This is a genomic window from Pseudomonas sp. GM79 (assembly GCF_000282495.1).
Lineage (GTDB): Bacteria > Pseudomonadota > Gammaproteobacteria > Pseudomonadales > Pseudomonadaceae > Aquipseudomonas.
Genome location: NZ_AKJE01000109.1, coordinates 49504 through 66513, shown reverse-complemented (window position 1 = coordinate 66513; position 17010 = coordinate 49504). Strand labels below are relative to the sequence as shown.

General features: G+C 58.4%; 12 protein-coding genes. 2 read left to right on the top strand and 10 right to left on the bottom strand.

Features of this window, described 5'->3' with window-relative positions; genetic code table 11:
* Positions 1 to 1850 (top strand): DUF5801 repeats-in-toxin domain-containing protein (locus tag PMI36_RS03400; protein ID WP_032830701.1); only part of this gene is annotated, 1850 nt, incomplete at its 5' end.
* 157 nt (positions 1851 to 2007) lie between these two features.
* Here PMI36_RS03400 and PMI36_RS03405 read toward each other — a convergent pair.
* The 7 genes from PMI36_RS03405 to PMI36_RS03435 all read right to left on the bottom strand — a co-directional run bounded on the left by PMI36_RS03405 (position 2008) and on the right by PMI36_RS03435 (position 12540).
* Positions 2008 to 2751 carry a response regulator transcription factor gene (locus PMI36_RS03405; protein ID WP_008075544.1) on the bottom strand — a complete coding sequence of 248 codons (744 nt, stop codon included), beginning with the start codon at positions 2749 to 2751 and terminating at the stop codon, positions 2008 to 2010.
* Positions 2752 to 3288: 537 nt separating this feature from the next.
* Positions 3289 to 4668: a TolC family outer membrane protein gene (locus tag PMI36_RS03410; RefSeq protein WP_008075542.1), complete on the bottom strand. Its 1380-nt coding sequence runs from the start codon at positions 4666 to 4668 to the stop codon at positions 3289 to 3291.
* Positions 4669 to 4670: 2 nt separating this feature from the next.
* Complete coding sequence (locus PMI36_RS03415) at positions 4671 to 5984, bottom strand: HlyD family type I secretion periplasmic adaptor subunit (protein ID WP_032830700.1); 1314 nt, start codon at positions 5982 to 5984, stop codon at positions 4671 to 4673.
* Positions 5965 to 7746, bottom strand: coding sequence for a type I secretion system permease/ATPase (locus tag PMI36_RS03420; protein ID WP_008075539.1), 1782 nt, complete (start codon positions 7744 to 7746; stop codon positions 5965 to 5967). The genes PMI36_RS03415 and PMI36_RS03420 overlap by 20 nt, the downstream gene beginning before the upstream one ends.
* Before the next feature lie 408 nt (positions 7747 to 8154).
* Positions 8155 to 9558, bottom strand: coding sequence for an MFS transporter (locus tag PMI36_RS03425; RefSeq protein WP_008075538.1), 1404 nt, complete (start codon positions 9556 to 9558; stop codon positions 8155 to 8157).
* A 586-nt stretch (positions 9559 to 10144) separates the two neighbouring features.
* On the bottom strand, positions 10145 to 11329 hold the full coding sequence (locus tag PMI36_RS03430) for an MFS transporter (protein ID WP_008075537.1): 1185 nt from the start codon (positions 11327 to 11329) through the stop codon (positions 10145 to 10147).
* Complete coding sequence (locus tag PMI36_RS03435; protein WP_008075535.1) at positions 11326 to 12540, bottom strand: serine hydrolase domain-containing protein; 1215 nt, start codon at positions 12538 to 12540, stop codon at positions 11326 to 11328. The genes PMI36_RS03430 and PMI36_RS03435 overlap by 4 nt, the downstream gene beginning before the upstream one ends.
* A 117-nt stretch (positions 12541 to 12657) precedes the next feature.
* Between PMI36_RS03435 and PMI36_RS03440 the strand changes: the two genes are divergently transcribed.
* The gene (locus PMI36_RS03440) at positions 12658 to 13572 is read left to right on the top strand and encodes a LysR family transcriptional regulator (protein ID WP_008075533.1); all 915 of its coding nucleotides are present in this window, start codon (positions 12658 to 12660) and stop codon (positions 13570 to 13572) included.
* Positions 13573 to 13576: 4 nt separating this feature from the next.
* On the opposite strand, the gene PMI36_RS03445 is transcribed toward PMI36_RS03440, so the two are convergent.
* The 3 genes from PMI36_RS03445 to PMI36_RS03455 all read right to left on the bottom strand — a co-directional run bounded on the left by PMI36_RS03445 (position 13577) and on the right by PMI36_RS03455 (position 17003).
* Positions 13577 to 14632: an alpha/beta hydrolase gene (locus tag PMI36_RS03445; RefSeq protein WP_008075532.1), complete on the bottom strand. Its 1056-nt coding sequence runs from the start codon at positions 14630 to 14632 to the stop codon at positions 13577 to 13579.
* Positions 14633 to 14687: 55 nt separating this feature from the next.
* Positions 14688 to 15761 carry an alpha/beta hydrolase gene (locus PMI36_RS03450; RefSeq protein WP_008075530.1) on the bottom strand — a complete coding sequence of 358 codons (1074 nt, stop codon included), beginning with the start codon at positions 15759 to 15761 and terminating at the stop codon, positions 14688 to 14690.
* 225 nt (positions 15762 to 15986) lie between these two features.
* Positions 15987 to 17003, bottom strand: coding sequence for an AraC family transcriptional regulator (locus PMI36_RS03455; RefSeq protein ID WP_008075521.1), 1017 nt, complete (start codon positions 17001 to 17003; stop codon positions 15987 to 15989).
* Positions 17004 to 17010 lie beyond the last annotated feature (7 nt).

The window sequence follows — 17010 nt, the reverse complement described above, 5'->3', positions numbered from 1 at the left end:
ACATCGGCCAGAACCTGGTGTTCGAGGACGACGGACCGAGCATCACCACCACCGGCACCGAGCCAATACTGACGGTAGACGAAACGGTGCTGACGACCGACGCCACCCAGAACTTTGCCGCCAACTTCAGCTCGGTGTTCGGCGCTGATGGTCCGGGCACATTGACCTATGCGCTGGGCGTGGTGGCAGGGGCTTCCGGGCTGACCGACACGGCCACCGGCGAGGCCGTCAACCTGTCGCTCAACGGCGGTGTAGTCGAAGGCCGCACGGCCACCACCAACCTGCTGGTGTTCACGGTCAGCGTCGCCGCCAACGGTGACGTCACCCTCGACCAGCTGCGCGCCGTGGTGCATCCCGATGCGACCGATCCCGATGATGCGACGAGCCTGAGCTCGGACGATCTGGTGACGCTGATAGGGACCGCAACCGACAAGGACGGCGACAGAGCCCAGGCGACCCTCAACATCGGCCAAAACCTGGTGTTCGAGGACGACGGACCATCACTTGCATTCGGCAACCTGATCGGCACCGGTAGCGTCCTGCCGCAATTCGGGTTCTGGGACCATTCGGCGGGCGCCGACGGGCTGGGTGCGGCTGGTCTGGATATCTCGGTGAATAGCCAGTTCACCCTCGTCAGACCAGACAATACGACCACCACCGGGACCGCCACGCTCACCGAGCAGTCGCCCTCACCCGACGGCAATGGCGCATACCAGTTTGCAGGGACGTTGACCGGTGATTTCGACAACAACGCCGCAACGGCGGACACCAGCGTCGACTACACGCTGACCGCCTATGCCGATGGCCGCTATGCACTGGATCTGGTGCAAGGCTTCAGTTCAGAGATCGTGCTCAGCACTGCCGACGGCGCGCTCGGTGCCGGCGGCCCGGACCCAGTGCGCACATTGTTAATTCCAGAGCAGGATCCGCCGACTATTCCTTCGCCATCTGAGGAGGTTGTGTTCTTTTCCGCGAAGGCACTTGCGTCCACTTCGGACATCCTGACCGGTATCGGGCTCGGAGAACCCGACCCCACCGAAGCCACGCTACAGACCAACCCCCTGCCCTCGTACATCGACCCGAGGGCCATGAACGTCAGCACCGCCGGCATCGGCGTCGCCAATAACCTGTTCCAGGGAGACAACCTGGCGGCAATCGGCGCTGCCGATGAAAGTTTCGTCGTCAATCCGGAGAGCTTGCTGACGGGCATGAGGGTCTTCATCGACAACTCCGTGGGAGGTTACAACACGGCGACCGAGGACCTGTACTACAGGGCCTTCTACGAGGATGGCACGTTCTCGAACCTCATCGAAGTGAACACCCTGACTCCGGAGGCAGGCGGACAGGTATCCTTCCTCATTGAGAGCGATGGCACGAATCTGATCGACGCTGTTCAGCTCACGATGGCCCGAGGCGAGATCAAGATCCCGACGATCCAGTTCATCCACGAGACCGAGAGCCTGGCCAGCGATGTCCAGCTGACGTTCAACGCGACGCTGACCGACAAGGATGGGGACTCGGCGACGAGTACGTTCGACGCCAACCTGTTCGCCAACGACTTGTCCGGCACCTTCGACTTCTCGCTGGCGGGCACGGGCGGTGAACGTGATGCCTTCAACATCGACTTGTCAGTCGATGAGAACCTGTACCAGGTCACCGGCTTCGATGCGAACGCAAGCCTGCGAGACACACTGGTACTCAACGGCGACCAGAGCGCGGTTGTCCAATCGATCGACATCAGCGGTGCAGACAGCATCGTGACGGTTGCCGAAACGGGCGGACAAGTCACGACCATCACCTTGGTCGGGGTCGATCTTCTGAGTAGCGACATTGTTTATGGCAGCGTCTGAGAAACGCTTATAAAAGATGCGAGGGTGGCGCAAGCCACCCTCGCATTTTTTTGCACTTCCAATAGGCGATCCGCACGTTCGCATCAAACTGGGTACCCTGTGGCAGGCCACCGACAAGGACGGCGATACAGTGTCGGCCCAGGCGCGCCAGAGGGTGTCAGAACGTCTTTTTTTGACGTGAAACCAAATCCAGTTCCACCCACGAGGACTCGGGTGGCTTTTCGTTGTTGGTGAGCCCGTGCTTCAGCGCATACATCAGCAAATCGATGCGGTTGATCAGATCAAGCTTTTGATAGATGTTGCTGAGGTGGTTGTGCACGGTGTGTTCGCTGATGCCCAGACGCCCGGCGATGCTCATGTATTTGGCGGACGGATCCCCGACAATGGCGCGAATCAATTCCCTCTCGCGTAGCGTCAGCCGCGCCTGTTTTGCCTCCTCCACATTACATTTCAAATGGATATTCCCGGTCGCGGCATAGCCGGAAAGCCCACCGGCCCAGGCTCTATCCAGCCCGGTATCGCGATGGTGGACTGTGATAATGGCCTGAATGATCGATTCCGTCGGGTCTTCCGCCAGCACGATGCCCCGTGCGCCCGCCTCTATTGCCTGGGCAACGGGGATGGCTTCGTACAAGCCCTTGAGCACCAGCACTTTCATTTCGGCGTTGCGAGTGAGTCCCGCAACGACTTCCAAAGGGTTCAGCGCATCTGGAAAGAAACTGAAAAAAATCACATTGGGGCGCAACTGATCGGCAAGATCCAGCGCATTGGTATAGGTAGTGGCCTGGCCGCTCACTTCCATCAGAGGCTTTCTGGCATTGATCAAATCTTGAAGGCCCATGAGAACGAGGGGACGACAATCGATCAGCATCACGCGTATTGTTTTTTTGTGGGTCGTCATATTTTCCTGACTCCCTTGAAGAATTAATGACCTCCCTCCCTTGGCCTTCCTGAATCAGCAGCTCGCTCACCTGCCCACCGTGATCGAAGGACAGATGCGAACGCCGACAGGCCTTAACGGTGCCTGCCCGGGTATTCATTTTTTTGGGCCCCTTCCACTGATTCGACAAGCAGGGGTTGCGGGCGTTTCCGAAAACCGGGCAAAGCCATCGAGGCAACATAAATAGGAATAATCATCAATCACTTGCGCGTGATGACGTGCTCCCTCGATCTGTTCAACTGAGTCTAGGCCAGACCAGCACACTGCCAGCACACCCATCCGCCAGTCGTCGACTCACGCCTCATGCGGGTAGCCCGGCCGTTGTCAAAATCGCTCATTTAACCCATTAAATTCAATAACTTAGGTTTACCTTGGCGAACTGCAATCAAGGCCTGACCTCGATCGAAATCGTCAATTAACCGACAAATGGTTTGCACGCAGGCGTAACCGCGATGTTGGCGTCAATTTATCGGCGATACAGTGGGTGTTGCGGCAGGATCAGTGGGATGTGAGGTTTTGGCTGGAACTGCCGGAGCTCAACCAGCCATTAACGCTTTCGACACTTTCGGCAGGCAGCTTTCCCGCCCAACGATTGAGGGTGAGGACATTCGTGACGAATTCGTATTGCGTCTTGAGCAGATCACGACGCGCCCGGAATTCGTTGCGCACGCTGGTCAGTACATCGACGGCATTGACCATTCCGTAATCGAGCGCTTTCTCTGCTGCCACTCTGGACAGCTGTGCCGAGGCAAGGGCATTGCGGCTCGCACTGATCTTTTCTCCGCTCGAATTGGCGGTCAGGTAAGCGCTGGTGATCTCCTTGACCACCCGGCGCCGGATCGCTTCCAGTTCCTGCTCGGCGGTAATCTGATCCTGGTAGAGCCCACGGACCCGCGCCGAGGTCGAACCGCCGCTGTACAGCGGCACCTGCACGCCAATACCGGCGACATAACTGTCGGTGCGCGGCGCCAGGGCATTGTTGTAGCCCTCGTTGGTCTGCTGCGCGCTGAGCGTAAGGCTCAGGGTCGGATAGTGCCCGCCCTTGCCGCTGCGCAAGGCTGCGCCCGCGGCTTCCACACCGCTTTCGTTGGCCTTGAGCGCCGGGTTTAGCGCTATACCCTCGCGCACCCAGGATTCCAGGCTCTGCGCTGAAACCCGCAGTTGCACGTCATCGCGAATCCGGTTGAGCTTCTCCTTGACCGGCCGGCCGACGATCTCCGCCAGTGCCTCGCGACTGATACTGGCCTGGTTCTGGGCATCCAGTTCCTGCGCCGCCAGCAAATCGACTCGGGCCTTGAGGTCGAGCTGATCAGTAATCATTGCCAGCTGCTTTTCGTACAACGCATTGACTCGGTCCAGACTCTTTTGCGTGGTTCGACGCTCCGCCCTCACCAACTCCAGTTCATCTTCGGCCGCCAACGCGGCGAAGTAACGCTGCGCCAAGTCCACTGTGGCCTCAGCCTGGGCATCCAGCGCTTGCGATTCGGATTGCCTGGCCAGGCTTTTGAATTTTTGGTAGTTCTCCCACGCGGTCTTGTTGTAGAGGTACTGACGCAGTACGAGGCTGTAGTTTTCGCTATCGTAACTTTGCTGCACCAGGTCGCTCTCCTGATGAATCCGATTCGTCCCCGCGTTGAGCGATACCTGCGGGAACAGCGCACCCATAGCCTCGCGCTGATGCTCCTTACCCGCCTGTGCTTGCGCATAGGAGGCCAATACCCGCGGATCTTCCAGCCGTGACTCACGATACAACTGCATGAGGTCGGTGGAAAACGTCGAGGCGCTGACCCCCGTCGGCGTTGCCGCAATGGTTTGCGCCAGGGCGGCACCCGCTGCAAGCATGAACACACCGCCCAGCAAACCTGTCGACGCGCTCATGGTTATTCCTCGATCATCGATTGAGCCATGGCATCGCGAGCAGGCTGCATCAAGTACTGCAACAACGTGCGTTGCCCGGTGATGATTAATACGTCCGCCGGCATCCCCGGCAACAACTTGCGCTCACCCAAGGTGCGCACGCCCTCCTCGGTTACCCGGACCCGCGCCAGGTAATAGGCCGTCCCGGCCTTTTCGTTGACCAGCCGGTCAGCCGATACGCTGCTGACCTCGCCTTCGATCACCGGCGTGGTCGAGCTTTTGAACGCGCCGAAACGGATATCAGCCCGCTTGCCGATGGCAATACGATCAATATCCACCGGCGCCACCTGGGCCTCTATGACCAGCTCGGAAACCGATGGAACGATATCCAGCAGCGGCGTCGCGGGGCTTACCACACCACCGATGGTGTGCACGGTCATGCCAATCACCATACCCGCGTCGGGTGCGCGGATGACGATACGACTGAGCCGGTCTTCCAGGGACGAGGTTTTTTCTTGCAGGTCGTACATCCGGGTCTGAACCTCGGCCAGCTCCTTGACCACCTCGGTATTGAAATCCTTGTCGATTTGCAGAATCTGCAACTGTGTTTCGTTGATCTGCAGACGAGTCTTGTTAATAGCGGACCGGTGATCAGCCACCTCCGACCTGAGCATCCCCAACTTGCGTTCCTGATCGAGCAGACGTTGTTTGTCAACGAACCCTTGCTTTAGCAGGTCGGTCAATTCAACAATTTCACCGCTGTAGGATTTCTCCAGATGAACCTTGGCAGCAATCATCGATTCCAGTCCCTTGATTTGTTGACTCAATTGGCCAATGCGTTCGCGCAACACCGAGATCTGACCCAGCCGGGAGCCTTGCCTGGCGTTAAATACCTGAGTCTCGCCCTGACGCGCCTCCACGCCTCGCAGACTGGCGGGATCGGCTATCTCCCCAAAGCTGATCGCCGACAGTGTGTCGCGCTCGGCCCTGAGTCTTGCCTCCATGGCTCTGGTGGCGACCAGTTGGCCTCGGGTCATCTCGTATTCGAAGCGCAACTGGGCATCATCAAGAATGATCAGCGGATCACCACGCTTGACGATGTCACCGTCATGGACCAGTACCTCTTTGACGATGCCGCCTTCAGGATGCTGGACCGTTTTGCGGTAAGTCTGCACGGTGACCACCCCCGGCGCGTAAGCGGCACCGTCCAGGGGCGCAAGCGCCGCCCAGGTTCCGAACAGGCCGAAGGTCACCCCTACAATACCAATGCCCAGGCGGCGTGCTTTACGATCAGATATCGGCAGGCCGGCGAAGCTTTCAATTTGACGACTGGGCATCGTAGGGTTCATCGGCATCGCCCTTGCTGGTTTTGACCGAAGCCATGGTGGCGCCTGCCGACATGGCGTGCTTTTGTGCCTGCTGTTTCTGCGCAAGTTCGGCGAGCACTTGCTCGCGTGGCCCATAAAGACTGATAACCCCTGCATTCATCACCATGAGCCGGTCTAGTTGCGACACGATGTTGGTTCGGTGGGTAATGACAAACAGGGTCGCGCCGCTCTGCTTGATCTGCTGGATGGCTGCCACCAGGGCGCGATCGCCGACTTCGTCAAGATTGGAGTTGGGCTCGTCGAGAATAATCAGTCGCGGGCTGCCATACAGGGCGCGGGCCAGTCCGATGCGCTGGCGCTGCCCTCCCGACAGCGTGAGGCCCTCACTGCCAATGACGGTGTCGTAGCCATCGGGCAATTGCAAAATCATTTCGTGAACGCCAGCGGTCCTGGCAGCCTGAATGACTTTTACCGAGTCGACCTCGGCGAAGCGGGCAATGTTCTCGCTGATGCTGCCCTCGAACAGCTCAATGTCCTGGGGCAAGTAACCTATATACGGTCCAAGTTCATCTTTATCCCACGCGCTGATGTCCGCGCCATCGAGCCGGACCACGCCATGCAGTGGTGCCCATACCCCCATCAATGCCCTGGCCAGGGTCGATTTACCCGCTGCACTGGGACCGATGATGCCGACAACGCAGCCGGCAGGTACGCTGAAACTCATGTTGTTGATGATCGGGGTTCTCGAACCAGGGGCCGCGACGACCAGGTTCTCCACCTGCACTTGCCCCTGAGGCGCAGGCAATGACATACGCTCGGGCTGGGCCTGTTGTTTGTCGAGGATGTCGTTGAGACGACCGTATTGCGAGCGAGCCGCAATAAAGCCCCTCCAACTGCCGATGATCAGATCGATGGGGGCCAATGCACGCCCTAGCAGTACGGCCCCGGCAAACACCAAGCCTGCCCCCACTTGATGGTCCACGGCCAGGTAGGCCCCCAGGCCAAGGATCAGTGATTGCACCAGGATCCGGAAGGTCTTGGAAAGCGTGCTGATTATGGCACCTCTATCGCTGGCCTGGGCCTGCAGTAACAGGACGTTTCTTTGACGATGCCCCCAACGGTCCATCAGGGTTTCAAGCATGCCCATGGACTCGATGACTTCAGCGTTGCGCAGATTTTTCGTGGTGTAGAGCGTCGCGCCGATATGTTCCTTGTTCGCCTGGGCCAGCGTCGGCCCCGTCAGCCTCTCATTGATAAACGCGAGCATTAACAACAGCAGCGCACTGCCCGTCGCTACCCAGCCAAACCAGGGGTGAAACATGAACATCACGGCGATGTAGATAGGCAACCAGGGCGCATCGAAAAAGGCGAACAAACCATTACCGGAGAGAAACTGTCTCAAACCCGTCAGGTCGTTGAGCGACTGGGCCGAGGCATCCATACCACCGCTGTCCAGCGCCCGCTTGAAACTGGCCTTATAGACCTGGCGACTCAGCAACACATCCAGTCGGGTACTGACCCGAACCATGATGCGCGAACGGATCCATTCCAGGGAGCCGAGCGTGATGATCAACCCGGTCATGATCAGCGTCAGCATTGCCAGGGTTGTCAGGCTTCCGCTGGCCATCACTCGCCCATACACCTGAAGCATATAGAAGGTGGGAACGAGCATGAGCGCGTTGATGAAAAAGCTGAAAAAGCCAACAGCAATAAAGCTGTCCCTACAGGCTTTCAACGCATTTTTCAGGCTGTTTTCAGGTGTGCTCCGCATTGAAACCCCTGCTCGCAAAAACCATCTTCTGGAGCTTAGATCATGCCGAACGACTGTGTGGAGCAATTGGCCGGATCGCCTCCTCCCCCACAATGACCCCACGGCGAGGAGCGCAAGCGATCGGCGACGAAGCCAGGATGCTCTATAACGTGCTGTCGCCCTTATCACGGGCTGGAGAGAGGTTTCTGGTGCAGGTTATTGGCCAAATAACGGATTGCCAGGCAAGCGCGTCGTGCGCCTTCCTTCGCTTATGGCAATCCGATAGTCGGCACCGACAGGCCGTACCTCGTCGACCCGATCAACATGTTCACATAGGTGGCGCAGGCTCAGAGGAAGGCGGTCGAGTCACGCACTGCGACAACATGCGTCGCAGTGCGTAGCCCTCGCTGGCTGACGGGTGCCTGCCGTTTACAGATCGGTGATTTCCTTATGGCGTGGTACCAGCGCCTTCATGACGCTCCATGCCACCAGATAGGCCAAGGCACAGATGGCAAACATGATCATGTAGCCGGTATGAATATCGCCGATCAGTTTGTAGTGATCGATCACCCAACCGCCGATCTTGGTCATCACTACGCCGCCCAAGCCACCTGCCAAACCGCCGATACCGACCACCGAAGCGATGGATTTTTGCGGAAACATGTCAGACACGGTGGTGAAAATGTTGCACGACCATGCCTGGTGCGCCGACGCGCCCACGCCAATCAGCAGCACCGGCACCCAGAAACTGATGTAACCCAATGGCTGCGCCAGTAACACCAGCAACGGAAAGAATGCGATCACCAGCATGGCTTTCATGCGACCGTCATACGGCGCGTCGCCGCGTGACATGAAATAGCTGGGAAACCAGCCGCCGCCGATACTGCCGATCATGGTCATGCTGTACAGCACGGCCAGCGGCATCACGATGGCCTGGCCTTTCATGCCGTATTGCGCCGACAAATAGGTGGGAAGCCAAAACAGGAAGAACCACCACACGCCGTCGGTCATGAATTTACCGAAAGCAAAAGCCCACGTCTGGCGGTAGGTCAGCAATTTGAACCAGGATACTTTTTTGTCGGCAACACCCGGTACCGGGCGAGTGACCACCGGTACGACCTGATCGCTGCGGATGTAGGCCAGTTCCTGCGCCGAGAGGCGTTTTTGCTGCTCCGGCTTCTCGTACAGCGCAATCCAGACGCCCACCCAAACGAAGCCCAACATACCGATCACGATGAAAGCCGCTTCCCAGCCCCACAGACTGGCGATCAGCGGCACGCAGATCGGCGCCAGGATCGCGCCCACATTGGCACCGGAATTGAAAATGCCGGTGGCGAAGGAACGCTCTTTCTTCGGGAAGTATTCTGCGGTGGCCTTGATTGCGATCGGGAAGTTGCCCGCTTCGCCGATCGCCAGCACGGCGCGCGACACCATGAAGCCTGCGATCGAAACCGGAATCATGGCAATGCCGAGGGCGCTGCTCACGGCACCTATCCCCTCGCCCATCGGCACCGCAAAGGCGTGCATGACCGCGCCGGTCGACCAGATGCAGATCGCTACTACATAGGCGGTCTTGGTGCCGATCTTGTCGACCACGCGACCGGCGAACAGCATGGAAATCGCGTACACAAACTGGAAAACAGAGGCGATGTTGGCGTAATCGCTATTGCTCCAGCCAAATTGCGTCGATAGATCCGGCGCCAACAGGCTCAATACCTGGCGGTCGAGGTAATTGACGGTAGTGGCAAAAAACAACAGCGCGCAGATAGTCCAGCGATAGTTGCCGACAGCCTGGCCGATTCGCTGAGCATTGATGGGCTCGTTCAGATTCATGGCATCACTTTATTGTTGGATTAGGGTGATGAAGTCTCGGTTTTAAGCGAGATCAATTGTCGTAGAGCATCGCCACAACGCGATGGGTCCGCGCCAAGGCCATTCAGACTCCTGGGTGTTTGCGATTAACTTGAGTAATCATCAGGTGCAACGACGGGCATGCAATCGGAGTGCTGCGCGCAAATGCCAGCGGCCAGGATTGCATCTTTAGAAGAGGCGTTTAGGGAGGTGAGAAAACAGGCTGAGTTCATGATGGGGGCCGACACTTTTTTTATTGTTAAGGGTTGAGCAGCCGATAAATCGTCTGTCGTCGTACAACTGTGCTTTTTATATCGACACCCCTACCCCGCTGTCAATCTGAAAAATGGCCGTCTGTCTCAAAGGTCACCCGCAAATATTCCGACTTAATCCATACAACTAGGGCTATGTGGGTCAGCAGGCTTCTATCCTCTCGGTATGACGCCAGACATCTGGCTCAACCATAGTCATACGATCACTGATCTCAAGAACCCAAAAATGTAGGGGGGTCTCTACTCGCAGTCCACGCCACAAGCCGGGCAACGAACGGGGGCACGACGAGTTCAACTCAATCCGCGGCGATCTGCGCGCCTCCCTTGCGCGGCTCGGCACTGAAAAACAGGACTTTAACCACGATGACCAACACAGCCAGCGCGGCAAATAACAAACCGCTGTAAAGGGTGCCCTGCAAGCCCATGCGTGCCAGGAACCACCCACCCGTAGTTGACCCCATGGTCACGCCCAGGTTGATGAACGAGATATAAATGCCGGTGGCGAATTCGGGCGCTTCCGGCGCCTCGGAGGTCAGCCATATCTGCGTGACGATCAGCCCGCTGGTATGGGTCGCGCCCCAGATCACTACGATAACCAGCATGGTCATCAGGGACGGGCCGGCGAACAGGTACAACAGCCCATAGGCACTGGCCAGCAGGATCGGGTGCAAGAGGGTTGTCCGAACCATGTTCCGCCCAATCAGCTTGCCGGCATACAAATTGCCCGCGACGCCGCCAATACCGAAAACCACCAGCAGGATGCTGATCATCTGCGCACTCATGCCCGCTTCCTTGGCCAGATACTCGGCTGAGTAGCTGTAGACGGAAAACATCGCGGCAAAAATCAGCGTCGAAGCGGTGATGTTCAGCCAGAGCGGGAACTTGCGCAGAATGGCCAGTTGCTCTTTATAGGAAACCCGCTGTTTGTCGGGCGCGTCCGGCAGCTTGGCAATGATCCCCAGACCGGCAATGCAGTTGACCACGGCGCAGAACAGAAACGCCGCTTCATAGGAAAACTGCGCCGCGATCAGCGTCGTCAACGGCACGCCCAACACCATGCCCATGCTGGTGCCGACAAAGGCCTTGGCGGCGGCGCGGGTCGACTCCTGCGGTGGGTACAGCGAAACGGCCGCGACAAAGGCCAGGGAAAAGTACACGGGGTGAAACAACGCAGGGATGATCCGCAGCACCATCAGCGATTCAAAGTTGGGTGCGTAGGCCGATAGCACGCTGGTGCCGGCAAAAATGAACAATGCAATCGTCAGGATCTTCTTGCGATTGAAGCGCGACAGCAGCAAGACCATAACCGGGCCGAAGACCGCAATGATCAGCGCAAACAGCCCCACCAACAGGCCGGCCTGGGACGCACTGATGGCGAAGCGCTCGATGATCACCGGAAGAATTCCGACCACGCCAAACTCAATGGTGTAAACGCCAAACAGACCTAGAGCGAGAAAGTAGATCGGATGGAGCATTTTCATGAGTCTGACTCCAGCGTGACCACGACTTTGTTGCGGTCACTGTTATTCGCCCCATAAACGGCGTTGCACAGGTCGACGGTAAATTGTCCGAACATGCCTTCGAAGGCGGTATTGGTGAAGGCAACGACCGTCAATTGCGCGGCCGGGTCGACAAACCAGGAGTGTCCATAGGCACCGCCCAATCGCCAGCTACCCACCGACTCGGCCGTCTGGGCGGCGGCCGGGTCCTTGAGCACGGTAAAGCCCAGGCCGAAGCCGCGACCGGGCCAGTTTTCCAGTTCGAGCTCGCCGGTCTGGTTGGTGGCCATTTCTTCCACCAGCGCTTCAGGCAACAACGGCGCCCCGCCTTTGCGCAGGGTTTCGAGCAACTGGAGGAACTCACCGGCACTGCCGATCAATCCCGAACCACCGGAGTTGAAAGCCTGTGGGTCGAGGGCCCGGCTCGGCTCCAGCTTGATGCCGGCGGTGCCTTCGAAAACCGGCACCACTTCCAGCTCTTTCATGCGCCGCGGCTGTGGTTGATCGTTCAGGTACGCCGGGCTCAGGCGGCTGGCGTCGGACACGCTGAAACCGATATCGCGCAAACCCAGTGGCTTGGCGATCAGCGCGTCGATTGCGGCGGCCAGCGAGGTGCCGGTGACCGCTGCAATCACGCCGCCCAAGACATCGGTCGCAATCGAATAGCCCCAGGAACTGCCCGGTTTGTACAACAAGGGCACGTGGCTCAGGCGACGCAGATTTTCTTCTAGCGTCAGGTTGCTGCGCTCCATGCCATCGGACACACCGGCGTCACGATAAGGACCACCCTGATCGCTTTCCAGAAAACCATACGTGAAGCCGGCGGTATGGCTCAGCAATTGACGCACCGTGATCGTCGCTGGCTGGCCGTCGCTCAGGGTCGGCTTGAAGTAAGGCAGCCAGCGGCTGATGTCGTCATCCAGGTTGAGTTTGCCCTGGCCGATCAGCGCCAGTGCCGCCACCGAAACGATTGGCTTGGATACCGAAGACAGCCGAAACAAGGCATCCTCGCGCATCGGTAACTGCGTCTCGCGGTCGGCCAACCCGGTCGCCCGCTTGTAAATGAGCTTGCCGCGGTGAGCCACCAGCACCACTGCGCCTACCAGGCGCTGATCGTGCAAGGTCTGCTCCAGCACCGCGTCGATGCGCGAGCGTAGAGACTGTAATGGGCGCAGCGGTTCGTTGACTGACATTGGCGGGCCTGAATAGTTGAATGAATGACTCGATGGTAGAGAGGGCCGCTTTCAGGAAACAGAGGCTACAATTCCGAGGTCCACGGACCTTTTTGTCCGCAATCAAAGGAGTGAGTGTTGGATAAGCTCAATGGCATCACGGTGTTTGTGCAGGTTGCCGAAAGCCGCAGTTTTGTTGGAGCCGGCCGTTCGTTGGGGATCTCCGCCTCGGCGGTGGGCAAGAGCATCGCGCGTATGGAAGAGAAACTCGGCGCACGCCTGTTCCATCGCAATACCCGCAGCATCAACCTGACCAGCGAAGGCTCGTTGTTTCTGGAGCGCTGCCGCCGGGTGCTCAACGAACTGGAAGCCGCCGAGCAGGAACTCTCCAGCTTCAGCGAGACACCGCGAGGTAAACTGCGCATCAGCCTGCCGCTGCTGGGCAACGTTCTGTTCATGCAGCTCTCACGATTCATGCAGCACTATCCAGAAATCCAGCTGGAACTGGACTTCACCGATCGGCTGGTGGATGTCGTCGAGGAAGGTTTCGACGCCGTGGTGCGCACTGGCCAGTTGCACGACTCCCGGTTAATGGCCAGGAAACTCGACAGCTTCAGCTTCTACCTCGTCGGCGCCCCCAGTTACTTTGCGAGCCACGGCTACCCGCAGAATGTCGAGCAACTGCAGGAGCACCACTGTCTGCATTACAAACTGCCCTCCACGGGCAAACTGGAAAAATGGCCACTGCCGGGGCTTGCCGAAGGTGAGTTGAAAGTACCGGCCACGATGGTCTGCAATAATCTTGAAATGCTGATCCACATGGCCCGCCAAGGCCTGGGCATCGCCTGCGTCCCTGAGTTTGCGGTGCGCGAGGCACTGGCGGGCGCAGAGCTGGTGTCAATACTGGACGACAAAGTGCTGCGCACTCTGAACATCCAGGTGGTATGGCCGTCGAGCCGCTACCTGACGCCAAAGTTACGAGCGTTTATTGACTTTGTTTGTGATGGCGCAACGGCGGGCCTCAGAAGTGGCAACGCAGCGGTAAGCGGTTGAGGAGTTACAGGGTCCGCGCATAAAACGCTGTCAGCTGTGCGATTGCAGCATCCACATACTCAGGAACCCAGTAGGTTTCGATATGCGTTGCCCCATCGATCTTGAACAATTGCTTGTCCTTCGTACCCGTGGCCTTGGCGAACGCATCCTCGGTCATGTACAGGCTGTCGGCCTTGCTCCCCGCGATCATCAGCAACGGCTGTCCGATCAGTTCGATCTGGTCAGTGGCGTCGAAGCGCATAAGGTCCAGTAAGCTGCTCATGGTGTACTTGAAGGTCGAATTGGGGTGCGCGTGCGTCTTCCAGTAGTACTCGTAACCCTGTCGATACAGAGCAAACGGCAGTTTGGCGATCTGCTCATCCGTCAGATTGGCATCCCCTGCATAGAGAATCTCCCCGCCAGCTGCCTCTTGAGCCCGAGCGTCAGATGCCTGCTGCAGGCGTTGCTGGACGGTACCCAACTGCGAGTCGACGTAGCCATTACGACGAACCCGCCCGGAGTTGAACATGCTCACCGTCGCAATCGACATGAATCGCTTGTCGGTTTGGGCAGCGGCCAACGAGTAGCCACCGCCGCCGCAGATGCCGAGCAAGCCCAGGCGTTTTACATCGACTCCCGCATATTGGGTGATGAAGTCCGCCATGCCGTGGATATCCTCAATACGGTACGCAGGCTTGTCCACGCTGCGCGGCTGTCCACCGCTTGCACCCTGATACGCCGCGTCCGCGGTAATCGTGATGTAGCCTTGTTCGGCCAATCGCTGGGCATATAGGCCAGCCACCTGCTCTTTCACACCGCCGTTGGGGTGTGCCACCACTACCGTCGGATAAGCCTTCTTCGCATCGTAGTTGGCAGGGGTGTAGACGTTGGCAGAAATATCCAGGCCGTTGAGCTTGTATGTCACGGGACGGATATTGACCTTGCCTGGCTCATTTTTCGTAAGCGCGCCATCGTAGACCAAGGTAAACGGGTTCTTTTTGTAATCCCCCGCACCGGCCTCGCTTGCAGACATACCGACGAGTGCCGCCATAAAGGCAGCTTTCAAAATGGTGTTTTTCATATGAGCCCTTTCAAGTAAAAAACGACAGGTCCTGCATGACCCCGTTGGCGGTTTTTCAGTCGAGGTTTTTCTCGGTGAGAAACTTCGATACCAGGTCTGCGATCTGGACGTTGTTCAGATCCGACATGGGGAAATGCGTATTGCCCTTGATGCCAATCTGCGGCAAATGCGCCAGCGTCACGTCACCCCCATGCTTGTTGACCGTGTCGCGCCAAAGCCTGGCCATATCAAGGCGGGCACGCCAACTATCCTGGGCGGGCAGATCGATGGCATGGTCGGGAATGTTGTCGCCATAGAGCACCAGGATCGGCAGTTTCGTCAGGGCGGCGAATTGCGACGCAGGCACGGCAGACGCTGTCACGGTGTCAAAGGCGCTCGGGATCGGCGCCGGGACTTCGCCCTCCGGGAAGATAAAACCACTGCCCGGTTCGAAGGCCACAATGGCTTTCACGTTGCCGTTCTTGATCGCCGTCAGCCAGCCCGGCCCACCACCCTGCGAATGCGTAAAGAGGATGCCAGGCCCGATTTTTTCGAACACAGCCGATACGCCATCCGACACCACGTTCATATCGAAGGGGCCGGTGTTCGGCGTCATGGCGCGGAAGAACTGGTCGCGGGTCTGCGCATCGCGAGCAACCTGTACACCCTCGAAGTAGTTGGGCCACAGGCCGATGCGGAACTGATTGAACCAAAGCTGCTCGTCCGGCGTCGGCTTGAGCGTTGCCTCGACCATGCTGCGCCCGGCGTTGCCACGACGCGGCTGATCAATCAGGTACACCCCGAATCCACGGCGCAGGAATAGCGTCTGAAAACCTTCTCGACCATCAGCCGTGGTCTCCCAGGTCTTGGAGAACTGGCCAGCGCCGTGCCACATGACAATCGGAAGTTTTCGGGCATTCACGGGGATCTGATAGAAGGCGTAGGCGTGGTCGCCATGATAGGTCTGCCCCGCAGGCTCCATCGGTTTGCGCGGATCAAAGGTGCCCGGCGCCGTGGCGACCTGGCCGCCAGCGGCGAAGCTGCCCTGCTCCTGGATGACCAATGGAGCCGCCACCGTACAAGCGCCGGTCGCGAGTGCGGCGGCGCCAATCACAACGTCCAGAAATCGCTTCAGTGTTCTTGATTGCATGTTGAAATTCTTATCCCTGGTTTCATTGACATAACGCAGCCCAGACTGCGTGCAGGCGCGATCCTCACGGCCAGTGAATCAATGACAGCAACGGGGTCTGAGCGCCTGATAGACATGCTACAAGCCGCGGGCACATCGATTAAGATCAAAAATCCGCATGGACTGCTGAGCACAATTCATAAATCAAATGGCTGGGTGTTGACCCGTGCGATCCCTGTCAGGAGCTCATTCAGAACCATCCTGAAACCGCGCCCGATACCGCCCCGGGCTCTCCCCCGTCCACTTCTTGAACGCGCGATGAAACGCACTCGGCTCCTGAAACCCCAACTGCTCAGCAATATCGCTGATGCTCGCCTTGCTCTGGCGCAACCGTTCAAACGCCACCGCGCGCCGCACTTCATCCTTGATCTCCTGATACGAACAGCCTTCACGTCCCAGTTTGCGGCGAAAGGTGCTGGGGCTCAGGTGCTGTTCCAGGGCGAAGGCCTGCAAAGTCGGCCATTCGCTGTAATGGCTGTGGCGCAGGCGCTGATGAACCTGCGACGTCAGCCCATGCTGGTTGCGGAAGCGGATCACCAGCCATTGCGGTGCGGTGCGTAAAAACACTTTCAGCGAAGCAAGGTCTTGAATCACCGGCAGGCGCAGGTAGTGACTGGCGAACTCGATTTCGGTGCGTTCAGTGCCAAAGGTCAGGTTGGGCCCCCAGAGCATGGCATCATCACGCAGCGACAAACGCTGATGACGAAAGTCCGCCCGATCGATCGGAATGCGCCGCCCGCCCAGCCAGCACAGCAGGCTGATCATCAACACCAGAAACGTTTCTTCGCCCAACCGGCTGACCTCGTTGTCCTGCGCACGGGTCTGCAAGCTGATGACCGCGCGCTTGCCCCGCACGCTCAACGTGCCGCGAAAATCACTCAGGAACAGGGCGAAATTGGCCAGGCACTGGCGCATGGCTTTTTCCAGCGTCGGCTCCTGAATCAACGCCCGACAGATCAAGGCAAAACTGCCCGGTGGCATACCGTGGGAGTCCAACCGGAAAAATTCGTCGTTCAACTCACGTATCTGCACCAGCCACAACGCGGCGAAAGCCGTGGCCGGTACTCGTGCCGTCGGCTGATCCATCAATGCCGGATCAATTCCCACTTGTTCAAGCACTGACCGCAAACGCTGCGGTTCCTCACGTAACGCATGGATCATGGGGTACATGAAGTAAACCGCCACCGAATCCGTTTCCCGCATTTGAATG